The 16,374-nt window shown below is 63.9% G+C and carries 15 protein-coding genes; 11 read left to right on the top strand and 4 right to left on the bottom strand.

Annotation, left to right across the window (positions count from 1 at the left end; genetic code table 11):
- Positions 1-2 precede the first annotated feature (2 nt).
- Positions 3-956 (top strand): RNA polymerase sigma factor RpoS, encoded by a 954-nt coding sequence (gene rpoS / locus JNK99_RS13670; RefSeq protein WP_291854015.1) that lies wholly within the window; start codon positions 3-5, stop codon positions 954-956.
- A gap of 319 nt (positions 957-1,275) precedes the next feature.
- Entirely contained in the window at positions 1,276-1,509 is a 234-nt protein-coding gene (locus JNK99_RS13665; RefSeq protein ID WP_291854013.1) for a hypothetical protein, read from the top strand.
- 157 nt (positions 1,510-1,666) lie between these two features.
- Here the strand turns inward: JNK99_RS13665 and mltB are convergent, their stop codons facing one another.
- From mltB to JNK99_RS13645, 4 genes are read right to left on the bottom strand one after another with little or no spacing between them, the layout of a single operon-like run.
- Entirely contained in the window at positions 1,667-2,695 is a 1,029-nt protein-coding gene (gene mltB / locus JNK99_RS13660) for a lytic murein transglycosylase B (RefSeq protein ID WP_291854011.1), read from the bottom strand.
- Complete coding sequence (locus JNK99_RS13655; protein WP_291854009.1) at positions 2,692-4,656, bottom strand: DUF3488 and transglutaminase-like domain-containing protein; 1,965 nt, start codon at positions 4,654-4,656, stop codon at positions 2,692-2,694. Before JNK99_RS13655 ends, mltB begins: the two co-directional genes overlap by 4 nt.
- Positions 4,646-5,620: a DUF58 domain-containing protein gene (locus JNK99_RS13650; protein ID WP_291854007.1), complete on the bottom strand. Its 975-nt coding sequence runs from the start codon at positions 5,618-5,620 to the stop codon at positions 4,646-4,648. The genes JNK99_RS13655 and JNK99_RS13650 overlap by 11 nt, the downstream gene beginning before the upstream one ends.
- Positions 5,620-6,546 (bottom strand): AAA family ATPase, encoded by a 927-nt coding sequence (locus JNK99_RS13645; protein ID WP_291854005.1) that lies wholly within the window; start codon positions 6,544-6,546, stop codon positions 5,620-5,622. The genes JNK99_RS13650 and JNK99_RS13645 overlap by 1 nt, the downstream gene beginning before the upstream one ends.
- A 110-nt stretch (positions 6,547-6,656) precedes the next feature.
- On the opposite strand from JNK99_RS13645, the gene JNK99_RS13640 reads away from it, so the two are divergent.
- The 9 genes from JNK99_RS13640 to JNK99_RS13600 form a co-directional block, all read left to right on the top strand.
- Positions 6,657-7,583: a histone deacetylase family protein gene (locus JNK99_RS13640; protein WP_291854003.1), complete on the top strand. Its 927-nt coding sequence runs from the start codon at positions 6,657-6,659 to the stop codon at positions 7,581-7,583.
- 139 nt (positions 7,584-7,722) lie between these two features.
- The gene (gene dapA, locus JNK99_RS13635; protein ID WP_291854001.1) at positions 7,723-8,601 is read left to right on the top strand and encodes a 4-hydroxy-tetrahydrodipicolinate synthase; all 879 of its coding nucleotides are present in this window, start codon (positions 7,723-7,725) and stop codon (positions 8,599-8,601) included.
- A gap of 15 nt (positions 8,602-8,616) precedes the next feature.
- Positions 8,617-9,753, top strand: a complete 1,137-nt coding sequence (gene bamC, locus JNK99_RS13630; RefSeq protein ID WP_291854000.1) for an outer membrane protein assembly factor BamC — start codon at positions 8,617-8,619, stop codon at positions 9,751-9,753.
- A gap of 813 nt (positions 9,754-10,566) precedes the next feature.
- Positions 10,567-11,577 (top strand): sulfate ABC transporter substrate-binding protein, encoded by a 1,011-nt coding sequence (locus JNK99_RS13625; protein ID WP_291853998.1) that lies wholly within the window; start codon positions 10,567-10,569, stop codon positions 11,575-11,577.
- A gap of 79 nt (positions 11,578-11,656) precedes the next feature.
- Positions 11,657-12,493 carry a sulfate ABC transporter permease subunit CysT gene (cysT, locus tag JNK99_RS13620; protein WP_291853996.1) on the top strand — a complete coding sequence of 279 codons (837 nt, stop codon included), beginning with the start codon at positions 11,657-11,659 and terminating at the stop codon, positions 12,491-12,493.
- A 1-nt stretch (position 12,494) separates the two neighbouring features.
- Positions 12,495-13,388 carry a sulfate ABC transporter permease subunit CysW gene (gene cysW / locus JNK99_RS13615; protein WP_291853994.1) on the top strand — a complete coding sequence of 298 codons (894 nt, stop codon included), beginning with the start codon at positions 12,495-12,497 and terminating at the stop codon, positions 13,386-13,388.
- Positions 13,389-13,391: 3 nt separating this feature from the next.
- Positions 13,392-14,453: a sulfate ABC transporter ATP-binding protein gene (locus tag JNK99_RS13610; RefSeq protein WP_291853992.1), complete on the top strand. Its 1,062-nt coding sequence runs from the start codon at positions 13,392-13,394 to the stop codon at positions 14,451-14,453.
- A gap of 9 nt (positions 14,454-14,462) precedes the next feature.
- On the top strand, positions 14,463-15,404 hold the full coding sequence (locus JNK99_RS13605) for a CysB family HTH-type transcriptional regulator (protein ID WP_291853990.1): 942 nt from the start codon (positions 14,463-14,465) through the stop codon (positions 15,402-15,404).
- Positions 15,405-15,638: 234 nt separating this feature from the next.
- Positions 15,639-16,374, top strand: a 736-nt coding sequence (locus JNK99_RS13600) for an MBL fold metallo-hydrolase (RefSeq protein ID WP_291854046.1), incomplete at its 3' end; no start/stop codon positions are given.

Genomic DNA, 16,374 nt, shown 5'->3' with positions numbered 1-16,374 from the left:
TTATGAGCGGCCCCTACGATTCCGAATACGACCCCTTCGCGGAGGATTCCGAGCCGTCCGGGTTGGTCGGTGAAGAATTGCTCGGCCTGGAGGTGACGGACTCTTTGCCGGCGCCCGAGGCCGAACTGCTCAACGATGTAACGCAGCACTACCTCAACGAGATCGGCGCCAAGCCGCTATTCTCGCCGGTCGAGGAGGCGGCCTGGGCTCGCCGGGCACGCTCCGGAGAGTTCCTGGCCCGGCAGAAGATGATCGAGCACAATCTGCGACTGGTGGTCAATATCGCCAAACATTACCTCAACCGCGGGCTGCCCCTGCTCGACATGATCGAGGAAGGGAATCTCGGTCTTATCCATGCGATCGAAAAGTTTGACCCGGAGCGCGGTTTCCGTTTTTCAACCTATGCCACCTGGTGGATCCGGCAAGGCATCGAGCGGGCGATCATGAACCAGTCTCGAACGATTCGCCTGCCGGTGCATGTGGTCAAGGAAATCAACCTCGTCCTGCGCGCCATTCGCCATCTCGAGGCGGCCAACGGGCGGGAAATTTGCGTCGAGCAGATTGCCCACCTGATCGATCGGCCGGGTGACGACGTGCGGCGTGTGATGGCGCTGAACGAGCGTATCGCCTCGCTCGATGCCCCCCTGCAAGTGGACCCCAGCCGCACGATCGGCGATGTCATCGCCGATGACAACCTGCTCGATCCGGATGAACTGCTGCAGTCGAGCGAAATCGGCGACCTGCTCAAACGCTGGGTGGGACAACTCGGAGAAAAGCAGCAGCAGGTTCTGCAACGCCGTTACGGCCTGGGCGGCATCGACGCCAGTACCCTCGAGGAAATCGCCCTCGATCTGAACCTGACCCGTGAACGTGTTCGTCAAATCCAGATAGAGGCGCTCGACCAGCTTCGACGGATCATCCGGCGCGGCGGCGGGACGGCGGGCAACCTGCTGTAGGGGTTTTCCCTCGTCGTCGAGAATGGCGGGCAAGCACAGACATGCACCAGCCCGGGATGTGGTGGTTTTGCATCGTCAACTGCGAGAAAGCCGTTTCAGCCTTTGTTTGGCGTTGACAATCCCCCGGTCATCTGGAGAACAATGGAACTGCGTTACATGACGTTAGAAGGAATGCCTAAAGTCGTTTATCACTCTTTCCGCGACCTGTTGTGCCTGCGCTCGACAGAAGACACGGTCCGGTAACCGCAGCCATGCAGCGATTGCCAGGGAATCAGGCGAGGCGCGGCCAGAGGCGCTCTTCCCGGTTGGGGGGACCAGCATGCAGATCCCGGATGATCCAGCGCTTTCGTTCTTTCGCGAACCTGCCGGCAATTTTCCTGAGTCGTGTTTCTCCGAGACAGAATTTCTTGAACGGCAGGTTGCGGCCATAGAGGCCTATGTGGAGCACTTTCCAGCGGATGAGCGGGAGTTGCGCGCGCTCGCATGGATCGAGGCCAATGCCAGTCAGTATCGTCACTGGTGGCAGCTGCAGGTGGCGAGCGGACGGTATTGAGCGTCCGGCAACTCCAGCCGGGCGCGTTCTGGCGTCTTGCTTGCAGCAAAAACAATAGGCCGCCGATCCGGGCGGCCAGGTATGCAGGATGCTTCTCAGGGCGGCGCGTGCAGGCGTCCCCACCGTATCATCGTGGTGATGCTGCGATCCTCCGAGTTCACGAGCCGTTGGCAGACAGTGCGCTGACACGTACGCCGTGCGCCTCGCGCAGGGCTTCGGCGAGCTGGAACACTGCCATCGCGTAGAAGCTCGACCTGTTGTAACGTGTAATGACGTAGAAGTTGTCGAAACCGAGCCAGTATTCGGTTACCGCACCCGGTGTGACGAGATCGATCAGGGCAGCCGGCCGATCTCCGTCAGCGGCAGCGGCGACTCCCTGGCTGGCCAGTTCGGCGACGGTGAGGGTGGGTTTGATGCCGGTGGCCAGCAAGGCGGCGGGATTGCCATTGACCCTTGCCGGTACGGCGACGGGTGCGCCTTTCTGCCAGCCATGCTGCTGGAGAAAACGACCGACGCTGCCGATGGCGTCCGTGTAGCTGTGGCGCAGGTCGATGCGGTCGTCGCCGTCGAAGTCGACGGCGAAACGGCGCTGGCTGCTGGGCATGAACTGCGGGATGCCGATGGCGCCGGCGAACGAGCCCTTGATTTCGAGCGGGCTGACGCCGTTCTCGCGGGCCAGCAGCAGGAACTGCTCGAGTTCGCTGCGGAAGAAGTCGGCGCGGGGCGGGTACAGGAAGGCGAGTGAAGCGAGCGCCTCAAGCACGCCGAAACTGCCCATGTGCTGACCGTAGATGGTTTCGACCCCGATAATCGCCACGATCACCTCGGCCGGTACGCCGTAGATCGCTTCGGCGCGCAGCAGGGTGGCGGCATGTTTCTGCCAGAAGGAAAGGCCGCCGACCAGACGCTGCTCGTTCACGAAGCGTTCGCGATAGCGATCCCACGAGCGCTGCTTTTCGGGAACGGCCGGCGGCCGGATCGCTTTCAGCACCGTGGCGTTCGGGCGGATGGCGGCAAACTGGCGCGTCAGGTGGGCAACGTCGAAGCCGTGCTGCTCGTGCATGCTGACGATGAAGGCCTGGACTTCCGGGTTCTGGCTGAAGCCTGCCGCTGCCTGGCCGAAGACGGGGAGCGGCGGCAGGCTGGCGAGGAGAGCGACGAGCAAGGTGGTGACAAGGTGTTTCACGCTTTTCTTCTCCCGTGGGGTGGTAGGCGGCGCACGCATTCTTGCAGCCGATACAGTTGTTCGCCATTGCTGCGGCCGTAGCGCAAGCCGGCATAGCAACAGGCGGCCTCGTTGGTCAGTGCGGCAAGCTCGGGCCGTTGGGAAGCCACGCGTTGCGCAAAAGCGAGTGGTCCCTCCCAGGGGAAGCGATCGATTCCGTGCTGTCCGAGCCGCGCGCAGTAGTTCTGCCAGGCACGCTCGACCGGGTCGACCGGGCGACGTCGCGGCAGGGTCCATAGGGTGACGACGAGCAGCACCAGGCCGCAGAGGAGCGCCAGTGAGGCGCTCATGCTCCGCCAGTCGGGGTTCGGCAAGCCGAGCCGCGAAAGCACGTCGCGCTGGCGCTGCGGATTGTACCCGAGTACCCACTGGTTCCAGGTGTTGTTTGCCGCCTCCCAGCGGTTGCGCACCTGCCGCAGCCAGTCCGCGTCGAGGCGGACGATGTCGGGCAGCGGCTCGCCGGACGGCAGCGCAGTGGCGATTCCCTGCTCGATGCGTGACGGGGCGACTGCCGCCGTCGGATCGAAGCGCACCCACCCCTCGCCAGCAAGCCAGACTTCGGCCCAGGCGTGGGCGTCCGACTGGCGTATGACGAGATAGCCATCGACCGGATTCATCTCGCCTCCCTGGTAGCCAGTCACCACCCGCGCCGGAACGCCGGCCGCACGCATCAGGAAGACGAAGGCCGAGGCGTAGTGCTCGCAGAAACCACGCCGTGTGCCGAAGAGAAATTCGTCGATCGGATTCGCACCGAGTAGCGGGGGGCGCAGCGTGTAATGAAAATCCTCCTGGCGAAACAGGGACAGCGCTGCCTCGGTGATGCCTGCCGGAGGCAGCGACCGCCACTTGCTGGCCAGGGCGCGGCTGCGCGGATTGACCTCGGCCGGCAGGCTCAGAGCCTGTTGCAGGATGGCGGGTGCCTCGACGCGGTTGGCACGATAGTCCACCGATGAGGCAAACGAGAAACGTGCGCGAGCCCGCAGCGGTTCGTGCGACAGGACTTCGAGGGTCGGCGCCAGCACGGCTTCCGGGGGACGGCTGGTGGCCAGGTCGAGGGCGAGCAGCCAGCGCTGGTTGTGCGCTTCGACGATGCTGGTGTAGCGATGCTCGGTGCCGATCACCTCGATCACCGGTTCGCTGGTCGGCAGCTTGATTTTTGGTGCGGCGGGATGCCAGGTGAACCCATCATAGTCGTCGAACACCGGGCCGCGCCAGTACAGTTCGGTTTTTTCCGGAATCTCTCCGACAAAGCGGCTGCGGAAGGCGATGGCGCCCGAGAGGATCAGATTGCTGATCGAGCCGGGCGCCATTTCATTGGACAAACCGCTGCGCCCGCCGTGTGCGTCCTGCGGCAGGCCCCACAGTGGGCCGGAGATGCGTGGGAAGAGCAGGTACAGGATGAGCATGAAGGGCAGTGCCTGGAGGAGCAGCAGGCCAGCCTGGCCGGCGATGTCGGCGAACGGCTGGGCACCGCCGTGCAGGCGGATCAGGGCGGCGGTGAGCAGGGTACAACTGGCCAGCAGCCAGAGGCCGGTCGCAATGCTCTGGGAATACAGATAGTGGGTCAGCAGCAGGAAGAAGCCGAGCATGACGACCACCAGGGCGTCGCGCCGGGTGTTCATCTCCAGCGGCTTGAGTGCCATGAAGAGGACCAGCATGGAGACGCCCGCCTCTCTGCCCAGCAGGCCGTTGAATTGCCAGGCGATGCCGGCGACCGAGGCGAGGACCAGCAAGGCCAGGCACCAGCCGGGCGGCAGGCGCCAACGTCGATGCCACAGCCAGGCCCGCCAGACCAGGGCGCCGGCGACCAGCAGAGTCAGCCAGGGCGGCAGGTGTTCGGCATGCGGGCTGGCGGTTGCCAGGGCAACCACCAACAGCCAGGGCGGCGTTCCGGGGTCGATGGGCTCCTGCTTAGTCGTCATGCGCCGCCTCACCCTCGCCGTAGAGCGCCAGTGCCTGCAGGCAGCGTGCCCGATGTGTGGCGCCCCGGGCCGGTGCGATGTGCCGGCCGGGGAGGCGCAAGCCATAGGTGGCCTGCTGCTGGTCGGCGGCCATGATCCAGCCGGTGAGGATCGACAGCCGTTCCTCGCCGTCGCGGTTGGCCGGGGTCTGCGTCCAATCGAGCCACAGCTCGTCGGTCGCGCCGCCGGCGAACTGTTTGACCAGCAGCTCCTGTTCATCCGAGCGGCGGGCTGCTGTCTTCCAGGCGATGTGCCGGGTCGGGTCGCTGATCTGGCGCGGGCGCAGGCCGGCGAAGTCCTCCTGTCCGCTGTCGCCCTGACGGTAGTCGGCATGGCCCCCCGCAGAGGGAGCTGGCAAGGGCGTGTGCAGAGGCTTCGGATAGACGACGCAGGACCAGGGGGGGTACAGGTAGCTCCAGGCGTGGAAGAGGCCCAGCGGATAGCGCGTGCACAGGGTGATGCGACCTGGGTCGAGGCGGCCGCGTTTGTGCGTCAGGAAGGGCAGGGTGATCGTCGCCCGGCCTTCGACGGGCAGGTCGAGGGTGACTATCGACTGCTGATCGAATGAGAAGTCAAGCCGGCGACGTGGCTGTCGGCGGGGGTTCTCGACTTCCAGCGGGAAACGGGCCAGGTCGCCGGCGAAAGCCGGTTCGCTGCGCCCCGGGGTCAGCCGCAGACCGAAAAGATTGTAAAAGGTGTGTACCATGCCCACCAGAGCGAGACCGACGAGCAGAAAGACCAGTGCATGGCCGAGGCTGAGGTCGTAGTTGACCGCGCCGATCAGCATGACGGCGAGAACCAGGGCAAACAGGGCGCCGGCGGCGGTTGGTACGATGAAGATCCGGCGTTGGGTGAGGACGATCGGCGATTGCTCGTCGCGGCCACGGCGGAAGATCCAGCGGTGAAGCCTTGCCCAGGGACGCATCAGGGCAGTGGCACGGCGCGGATCAGGTTGGCGATGTCCTCGGCATCGGCGTGGTTGCCGCTGGCCAGGCGCAGACGATGACGGGCGACGGCCGGCAGCACCGCCTGCACGTCTTCGGGCAGCACCATGTCCCGGCCGTCGGTAAACGCCCAGGCCCGCGCGGCGGAGAGCAGCGACAGGGCGGCACGCGGGCTCAGACCATGCACGAAGCGCGGCTCGCGGCGCGTTGCCGCGACCAGCAGTTGCAGGTAATCGAGCAGCACGGGCGCCGCGTGTACCGCTGCCGCCTGTCGCTGCAGCCCGGCAAACTCATCCGGGCCAAGCCGGGCATCGATGGCCGGTAGTTGTTCCCGCCGACCACCGCTCTCGAGCAGCCGGCGTTCGGCGTCGCGATCCGGGTAACCGAGATCGAGACGCAGGAGAAAGCGGTCGAGCTGCGATTCCGGCAGCGGGAAGGTGCCGATCTGGGTCGATGGATTCTGGGTTGCGATGACGAAGAACGGCTGCGGCAGCGGCCGCGTTTCTCCTTCGGCGGTCACCTGTCCCTCCTCCATTGCTTCGAGCAGGGCGCTCTGGGTTTTCGGGGTGGCACGGTTGATCTCGTCGGCCAGCAGGACCTGCGAGAAAACCGGTCCGGGCAGGAATCGGAAGCTGCCGCGCTCGCGATCGAAGATCGAGACGCCGACGATGTCCGCCGGCAACATGTCGCTGGTGAACTGGATGCGTGCAAACTGGAAGCCGAGCAGGCGGGCCAGCGTGTGGGCGAGCGTCGTCTTGCCGACTCCCGGCAGATCCTCGATCAGCAGATGACCTTTCGCCAGCAGGCAGCAGAGGGCGAGTCTGGTCTGCATGGGCTTGCCAAGGATCACCACGTTGGCGGCGGCAAGTATCTCACTGACTGGTGATGCTTTGTTGGAGGGCGGCATGGCTTGTCGTGGTGGCGTGATTGGGATGATAATAAACCATCGATCAACAACACGATTCATCGTAGAACAGCGCGCCGATTGCGGCGTCCCTCTGCGGCAGAAAGGCCACAGTGACCACCACTGCATTCATCACCCATCGCGACTGTCGACTGCACGACATGGGTTCGTACCACCCGGAGGCCCCGGAGCGCCTGAATGCCATCAGCGACCACCTGATTGCACAGGGGCTGGATTCCTACTTCGTTTACCACGACGCACCTCTGGCAACCTTCCAGCAACTCAAGCGGGTGCATACTGCGGCCCACCTCGAACGGGTGAAGCGCGCCTCGCCGGAGTTGGGCATTTTCCACCTCGACCCGGACACGGCGATGAACCGGCATACCTGGCAGGCCGCCTTGCGGGCCGCCGGGGCGGGTGTGCTGGCGGTCGACCTGGTAATGTCCGGCGCGGTGGAGAACGCGTTCTGTGCGGTGCGGCCGCCCGGGCATCACGCCGAGCGTGCCACGGCGATGGGCTTCTGCTTCTTCAACAACATCGCCGTCGCGGCCGCCCACGCCCTGGCGGCACACAACCTGTCGCGGGTTGCGGTGATCGATTTCGACGTTCACCACGGGAACGGTACCGAAGACTGTTTCAGGGGTGAACCGCGGGTGCTGATGGTCAGCACTTTTCAGCATCCGTTCTACCCCTACAGCGGCACGGAAAGCCGCGCTCCGAACATGCTCAATGTTCCTCTCGGCCGGGGTACCGACGGTGAGGAGTTCCGTCGCGTGGTGAGCGATCTCTGGATGCCTCGCCTGTATGACTTCCAGCCCGAGATGCTGTTCATCTCGGCCGGTTTCGATGCCCACTACGAGGACGAGATGGGCGGTCTACGCCTGCTCGAGAAGGATTACGCCTGGGTTACCGAGCAATTGAAACAGCTCGCCGACGAGTGCGCACAAAAGCGGATCGTGTCGATGCTCGAAGGTGGATACTCGCTGTCGGCGCTGGCGCGCAGCGTTGCCGCCCATATCCGGGTGCTCGCCGAGCTCTGAGCAGCATTGCGGGGGCGGTGGCCACTCTGCTCCAGGGCGACGTTTTCATCGCCAAGGCGTTTTCCTTCGGTTAGAATCGGAACTTTTGATCTCCCCGGGCAATCCTTCGGGGACATCTTACGGGCGCCCATTCAAGACCATGATTACCGGATCGATCGTAGCGATTGTCACCCCGATGCACGAAGACGGCAGCCTCGACCTGCCCGGGCTGCGTCGCCTGGTGGATTTCCATGTACAACAGGGTACCGACGCGATCGTCATCGTCGGTACGACCGGCGAGTCGCCGACGGTCAATCTTGCCGAGCACTGCGAGCTGATTCGGGTGGCCGTCGAGCAGGTGGCGGGTCGTGTGCCGGTGATTGCCGGCACCGGTGCCAATTCCACCGCTGAAGCGATCGAGCTGACCCGTTTTGCCAAACAGGCGGGTGCCGATGCCGCGCTCTCGGTCGTTCCGTACTACAACAAGCCTGGTCAGGAAGGCCTCTATCGCCACTTTCGGGCGATTGCCGAGGCGGTCGATATCCCGGTCATCCTTTACAACGTGCCGGGGCGTACGGTGGCCGATCTGGGCAATGACACGGCGCTGCGCCTGGCCGAAGTGCCGAACATCGTTGGCATCAAGGATGCGACCGGCAACATGGATCGCGGCATCGAGCTGATCACGCGCGCGCCGCCGGGTTTCGCGGTTTACAGTGGCGACGATGCGAGCGCCTGTGCGCTGATCCTGATGGGCGCCAGCGGCGATATTTCCGTGGTGGCCAATGTGGCGCCGAAGCTGATGCACGAGATGTGCTCTGCTGCGCTGGCCGGCGACGTCCTCGGGGCGCGTCAGTTGAATGCCCGTTTGCTTGGTTTGCACCGACAGTTGTTCTGTGAGGCGAATCCCATCCCGGTCAAGTGGGCTTGCCGCGAAATGGGCTTGATCGAAGGTGGGTTGCGACTGCCGCTGACCTCCCTTTCGCCCGATAACCATGCACGGGTTCGCGCTGCCATGTCCCAGGCCGGCGTCCTCGTCTAACTGCAGGGTCGCCAGATGAGTCCCGTCTTTGCGCGCTTCCGGCTGGTCCTGTTGGTGCTGCTCGCCGGCTGCACCGGCTCTCTGCTCGAACCGAAGAGAATCGAGTACAAGACGGCGTCCGCCAGTTCGGTACCGCCGCTCGAGATTCCACCGGATCTGACCTCACCGACCCGCGACGACCGCTATGTGGTGCCCGATGCAGCTGGCAAGGGCACGGCCACCTACTCGGCCTACGCCGCCGAACGGTCGCCGCAGGCCAGAGCACAGCAGAAGGGCGACGTGCTGCCGGAAGTGGACCAGGCGCGCATCGACCGCTCCGGGACACAACGCTGGCTGGTTGCCGCAGGGACACCCGACAAGCTGTGGGGAGTGGTCAAGGAATTCTGGCAGGAGACCGGCTTCGTGATCAAGCTGGAACTGCCCGATGCCGGGGTGATGGAAACCGACTGGGCGGAGAACCGCGCCAAGATCCCGCAGGATTTCATCCGCAACGTGCTCGGCAAGGTAATCGACTCGGTCTATTCGACGGCCGAGCGGGACAAGTTCCGCACACGCCTGGAGCCCGGCAGCACGCCGGGGACGACCGACATCTTCATCAGTCATCGCGGGATGTACGAGATTTTCGTCTCCGAAGGCAAGGATCAAACCAAGTGGCAGCCTCGCCCGGCTGATCCGGAACTTGAGGCCGAGATGCTGCGACGTCTGATGATCCGCCTGGGCAGCGAGGAAAAAAGAGCCACGGCGGCACTCAAGTCAGCTCAGGAGAGGCCGCTCGAACGCGCCCGGTTGTCGCGTGGTGCCGATGGCGCCGGCACGCTGGAGGTTGAGGAACCCTTCGATCGGGCCTGGCGTCGGGTCGGCCTGGCCCTGGACCGGGTTGGTTTCACCGTGGAGGACCGTGACCGATCGAGAGGGCTGTATTTCGTTCGTTATGTCGATCCGGAAACCGATAACGAAAAAAAGGAAGAGGGTTTTCTCTCGAAACTCAATCCGTTCAAGGGTAGTGCTCCCAAGACGCAGACGCAGTACCGGATTTTCGTGCGCGAGGCGGGCGGTCGGTCGACCGTGCAGGTGCTCTCCCTGGAAGGTGGCGTTGATCAGTCGGACACGGCCAAGAGGATACTGAATCTGCTCTACGACCAGTTGAAGTAGAGTCCGGGTCTCACCGGGTTGTCCTGCATGCCGGCTTCTCTGTCCTTGTTGTCTGTACCCTCCGACCATGGGTGCGGTGTGGCAAGGATGGTGGGGGCATCCTGACGGATGTGCATGGCCGAGGCAGCCTGGATCTGCCTCGTCGGGATTGATCACGGAGTGGCAACCCGCGGTGTGTTGGCTGTTGCACTACCGGAGAGCATGAGGTGAGGTTCGCTCCGTTTTTCCTCTGCCATGTGGTGCCGTTCTCCCTGTCAGTGTTTGAATGAGCTGCTTGACGGCCATTCGCAGGACCTGTCCTGCACGGTTGCCGTAAGCCTGGTGCGGTGCGGCACGGAGCAGCACGGAGCAGCACACAACCCTGTGGCCCGGACATGGGTGCATCGAACAGGGGATGTGCTTTACGGCAGGACGCATGGGAATCCTCCCTGACCGAACCGCATGCTTTCCCGTGTGGAGCGGGGGGCAGGATCGCCTGCGCGAGCCGCGCAGGGCGCCGAGCGCGCAGCGCAGCAGGTGGGAAGACATTCTTCGTCGGGCTGCGGCGTGTCGGTGCGCCATTCCTCCTCCGGCAGGTCATGCGCCAGGTGTGCCAGGAGCGAGGCGAGCGGACGTGCCATCGAGAGTTCTCCGCATGCCCGCTGGTTGGCCGGGAACGCACAGTTCCGGAATCTGCGATTGGCGAAGACATCCCGCACTGGCCGACAGACTCGTTTGCCTGCGCCGCTGCATAAGCTAATAAGCAAAGATTCGTTGGCCGAGCGACAACACTTTTTTAGACTCCGTCCCGTCCCTTGATTGAACGGAGTCCCGATGAAACTGAAGCACCTTGTTGCCGGTCTCCTGACCGGTGTCTGGATGGTCGGCAGGGTGCTTGCTGCCGACATTGCCATCCTGAACGTCTCCTACGATCCGACCCGCGAGCTGTATCAGGACTTCAATGCCGTTTTTGCCAAACACTGGCAGGGGAAGACCGGTGACACCCTCAAGGTGAATGCCTCGCACGGCGGATCGGGCAAGCAGGCACGCTCGGTGATCGACGGTATCGACGCCGACGTGGTCACCCTGGCGTTGGCCTACGACATCGACGCCATCGCCGACCGGGGCATCCTGCCACTCGACTGGCAGAAACGGCTGCCCAACAATGCGGCGCCCTACACCTCGACGATCGTCTTCCTGGTCCGCAAGGGCAACCCCAAGGCCATCAAGGACTGGAACGATCTGGTCAAAGCCGGCGTCTCGATCGTCACCCCCAACCCCAAGACCTCCGGTGGTGCGCGCTGGAATTACCTCGCCGCCTGGGCTTACGCGTTGAAACAGCCAGGCGGCAACGAAGCCAGAGCGCGGGAATTCGTCGGCCAGATCTACGGCAACGTCAAGGTGCTCGATTCCGGCGCACGCGGTTCCACCACCACCTTTGTCGAGCGCGGCATCGGCGACGTGTTGCTTGCCTGGGAAAACGAAGCCTACCTGGCGATCAAGGAACTCGGGCCGGACAAGTTCGAGATCGTCACGCCGTCCTTGTCGATTCTGGCCGAGCCGCCGGTCTCCGTCGTCGACAAGGTGGTCGACAAGCGGGGAACGCGCAAGGTCGCGCAGGCCTACCTCGAATACCTGTACTCGCCGGAAGGCCAGGAAATCGCCGCCAAACACTATTACCGGCCGCGCGACGCCAAGATCGCCGCCAGGTACGCCAAACAGTTCGGCAAGGTCAACCTGGTCACCATCGACGATACCTTCGGCGGCTGGCGCAATGCCCAGAAGCTGCATTTCTCGGACGGCGGCATCTTCGACCAGATCTACGTTCCCGGCGGGAAACGTTGAAAACCTGGCTCAATCGTTGGCCGAATCCCCTGCGGCAGAAAGAGAGAATGAGCCAGTTCTCGTCCTTGTCGAGGCCCGCATGGCCAGTCTGAAGCGCTTCAGTCCCTTGCCGGGCTTTGGCCTGGCGATGGGTTACACGCTGCTCTATCTGACCCTGATCGTGCTGATCCCGCTCACGGCGGTCGGTGCCAAGACACTGAGCCTCGGCTGGGAGGCCTTCTGGTCGGCGGTGAGCAGCCCGCGCGTCGTCGCTTCGTACCAGCTCAGCTTCGGCGCCTCGCTGCTGGCGGCCGGCATCAACGTCGTCTTCGGCCTGATCTTCGCCTGGGTGCTGGTGCGCTATCGATTTCCCGGCAAGAGTCTGGTCGATGCCCTGGTGGACCTGCCGTTTGCCTTGCCGACGGCGGTGGCCGGCATCGCCCTGGCGACCATCTGCGCGGAGAACGGCCCGGTCGGCGAACTGCTCAAGACGTTCGCAATCGAGGTCGCGTACACGCCTTACGGGGTGCTGCTGGCGCTGGTCTTCATCGGCCTGCCGTTTGTCGTGCGCACGGTGCAGCCGGTGCTCGCCGATCTCGAAAGGGAAGTCGAGGAAGCCGCCGCCGGACTCGGAGCCGCGCGCTGGCAGACCTTCCTCAAGGTCATCCTGCCACACATCACGCCGGCACTGCTGACCGGTTTCGCCATGGCCTTCGCCCGTGCCGTCGGCGAGTACGGATCGGTGATCTTCATCGCCGGCAATGTGCCGATGGTCTCCGAGATCACGCCGCTGTTGATCATCACCAAGCTCGAACAGTACGACTACGCCGGCGCCACCGCAGTCGCCTCGGTGATGCTGGTCATTTCCTTCCTCCTGCTGCTGATCATCAATGCGCTGCAGGGCTGGATGCAGCAACGATACACCGCGGAGGCCTGAGATGAGTGGAACGATCACCTTGAAACCCGGTAGCCTGGTGCGTCATGAGACGCTCAGCACGCGCGAGCCGGCCTGGGTGAAGGGGGTGCTGATTGGCATCGCGCTGACCTTCTTCGCCGTTTTTCTGCTGCTGCCGCTGGCGACGGTTTTCACCGAAGCCTTGCGCAAGGGTTGGGGGGCTTACGCAGCAGCGCTGCTCCACCCGGATGCCCGGTCGGCGATCATGCTGACGGCGCTGGTCGCGGTCATTGCCGTGCCGCTCAACCTAGTCTTCGGGGTCGCCGCGGCGTGGGCCATTGCCAAGTTCGAGTTTGCCGGCAAGCGCCTGCTGATCACCCTGATCGACCTGCCTTTTTCCGTATCACCGGTGATCTCGGGGCTGATCTATGTGCTGATGTTCGGTGCGCAGGGCTGGTTCGGTCCCTGGCTGCAGGCACACGACATCAAGATCATCTTTGCCCTGCCCGGCATCGTTCTGGCGACCATCTTCGTCACGTTCCCCTTCGTCGCCCGCGAGCTGATTCCGCTGATGGAAGCGCAGGGGTCGGAAGAGGAGGAGGCGGCCGTCGTTCTCGGAGCTTCCGGCTGGCAGGTGTTCTGGCATACCACACTGCCGAGCATCAGGTGGGGTCTGCTGTACGGGGTGATTCTCTGTAACGCGCGCGCCATGGGCGAGTTCGGCGCCGTGTCGGTGGTCTCCGGGCACATTCGCGGCATGACCAACACCCTGCCGCTGCACGTCGAGATTCTCTATAACGAATACAACTACGCCGCAGCCTTTGCCGTGGCCTCGCTGCTGGCACTGCTGGCGATCGTCACGCTCGGGCTGAAAACACTGGTCGAGCGGCAGACGCGTCGGCAGCAGCAAAAGAAGAATGAACTTTCCGGAGAATGAGCCATGAGTATCGCCATCCGCAACATCAGCAAGCAGTTCGGCGCCTTCAAGGCGCTCGACGATGTCTCGATGGACATTCCTTCCGGTGAGCTGGTCGCCCTGCTGGGGCCCTCGGGCTGCGGCAAGACCACGCTGCTGCGCATCATCGCCGGCCTCGAATACGCCGACCAGGGGCAGATCCTGCTCGCAGGCGACGACACTTCGGCGCTTCATGCGCGTGACCGGCAGGTCGGTTTCGTCTTCCAGCACTACGCGCTGTTTCGCCATATGAGCGTTTTCGACAATGTCGCTTTCGGCCTGCGGGTCAAGCCGCGGCGCGACCGCCCGGCCGAAGCGGAGATCAGGCGCCGGGTGAAACGCCTGCTCGAACTGGTGCAGCTCGACTGGCTGGCCGACCGTTACCCATCGCAACTGTCCGGCGGCCAGCGCCAACGCATCGCGCTGGCCCGTGCGCTGGCGGTCGAACCGAAGGTGCTGCTGCTCGACGAACCCTTTGGCGCGCTCGATGCCAAGGTGCGGAAGGAGTTGCGGCGCTGGCTGCGGCAGTTGCACGACGAGATTCACGTCACCAGCGTTTTCGTCACGCACGACCAGGAAGAAGCACTCGAGGTCTCGGACCGGGTCGTCCTGATCAACCAGGGCAGAGTCGCACAGATCGGTACGCCCGAGGCGGTGTACGACCATCCGGCGACACCCTTCGTCGCCGACTTTCTCGGCTCGGTCAATCTGTTTCATGGCCGGGTCGAGGACGGACAACTGCGCCTGGGTGAACACGCACTTGGCGCCGCCGACGGCAGCGACGGCAGTGCGCTGGCCTTTGTGCGTTCGCACGAGTTCGAGCTACTCCCCGGCTGGGCTGGGCGTGGCGGGCTGCCGGCGACGATCGTCCGTGTCGTTTCGGTCGGGCCGAGCGCGCAGATCGAGCTGAGCCGCACCGACGGCGAACTGGTCGAGGTCGCGATCGCCCGCGACACCTTCCGCCTGCTGGGGCTTGGCGAAGGGGACAAAGTGTCGCTGCGCCCCCGTCAGATCCGCGTCTTTCCGACAGAAGCGCAGGCGGCTTGAGGCGAGACGATGAACTTTCAACAACTGCGCATCATTCGCGAAACGCTGCGCCAGGATTTCAACCTGACCGAGGTGGCCAGCGCGTTGTACACTTCGCAACCGGGGGTCAGCAAGCACATCAAGGATCTCGAGGACGAACTGGGCATCGAGATTTTCCTGCGCCGCGGCAAGCGGCTGCTCGGACTGACCGAGCCGGGCAAGGAACTGGCCGCGGTGGTGGACCGCATTCTGCTCGACAGCCAGAATCTGCGCCGCATTGCCGACCAGTTCGCCAGCCGGGAAACCGGTCACTTCGTCGTCGCCACCACGCACACCCAGGCGCGCTATGCGCTGCCGCAGATCATCAAGTGGTTCAGGACCGATTATCCCAAGGTGCACCTCGCACTGCATCAGGGCAGTCCGGAGGAGATTGCCGAAAAGCTCGTTTCGGGCGAGGCGGATGTCGGGATCGCCACCGAACGGCTCGACAAGGTGGCGGAACTGGCCACCTTCCCGTTCTACCGCTGGCATCACGCGGTGATCGTTCCGTACGGCCATCCTCTTCTCGAGGTCAAGGACCTGACGCTCGAGTTGATCGGCGAGTATCCGATCATCACCTATCATGAAGGTTTCACCGGCCGGACGCATATCGACAAGGCTTTTGCCGAGGCCGGTGTCGTGCCGGACATCGTGCTCTCGGCGATCGACGCGGACGTCATCAAGACCTATGTCGAACTCGACCTCGGCGTCGGCATCGTCGCCTCGATGGCCTACGATGGTTTCAAGGACCGCAATCTGGCGCTGATTCCGGTACCGCACCTGTTTCCGGAAAGCACGACTCGCCTCGCCGTACGTCGCGGCGTCTATCTGCGCAGCTATGCCCTGGCGTTCATCGAGAAAGTCTGTCCCGATATCGGGGAGCAAAACCTCAAAACGGCCATCCAGAAGCAGGTCGGGGGTGATTGGTCATGAGTTTCCGCATCCCGGGAAGATCATGCACCATGAGCGCCCGGCGGTCGCTGCAAGCCACGATTGGCGATGGCTGGGCGGTGCAGCGTCTCTCGGCGAGCCGGCACATGGGTTAAAATCACCGGGGCACAATTCCGTTCGGCTCAGTCAATCGTCAGGACATGCAATGGCACGAGAAAGCTATGCACAACGTACTATTGGTGGTGATTGTGGCGTACTCTCCGGCCGCTTGAGTTGATCCGCTTCGCCTCGCTGGGCAGCGGCAGCCAGGGCAATGCGCTGATTGTCGAAACGGGCGCGACCAAACTGCTGCTCGATTGCGGTTTTTCGATCCGCGCGGCGACAGCGCGACTGGCCAGACTCGGTGCGGCACCGGATGAACTGGCGGCAATCCTGGTGACGCACGAGCATGGCGATCATGTCGGAGGAGTTTTCGCGTTCGCTCGCCGCCACCGGCTTGCCGTCTATCTGACCCATGGCACGTACGTGGCAGCCGCACGCGGCCAGGCTGGCTTGCCGGAATGCCGTCTGATCGACGCGCAGCAGCCGTTTGCGATCGATGGCCTGGAAGTGCAGCCCTTTGCGGTGCCGCATGACGCACGCGAGCCGGTACAGTACGCGTTCAGTGACGGTGATCACCGCTTGGGCGTGCTCACCGACAGCGGTTCGATCACGCCGCATATCGCCGAGGTCCTGGCTGATTGCGACGGCCTCGTTCTGGAGTGCAATCATGACCAGACGCTGCTCGCGGTATCGCGCTATCCGGCGCTGCTCAAGCAGCGTATTGGTGGCCGCTTTGGCCACCTCGAGAACGAGCAGGCGGCGGACCTGTTGCGGCAGATCGACAGTCGCCGGTTGCAGCATGTGGTGGCCGCACACCTCAGTCAGGAGAACAACCGGCCGCAACTCGCCAGCAGGGCGCTCGCCTCGGCGCTTGGTTGTGGCGAGGAGTGGATTGGCGTCGCCGATCAGC

It is taken from the genome of Accumulibacter sp. (assembly GCF_016789985.1).
Lineage (GTDB): Bacteria > Pseudomonadota > Gammaproteobacteria > Burkholderiales > Rhodocyclaceae > Accumulibacter.
This window is presented reverse-complemented; position numbering and strand designations above follow the sequence as displayed.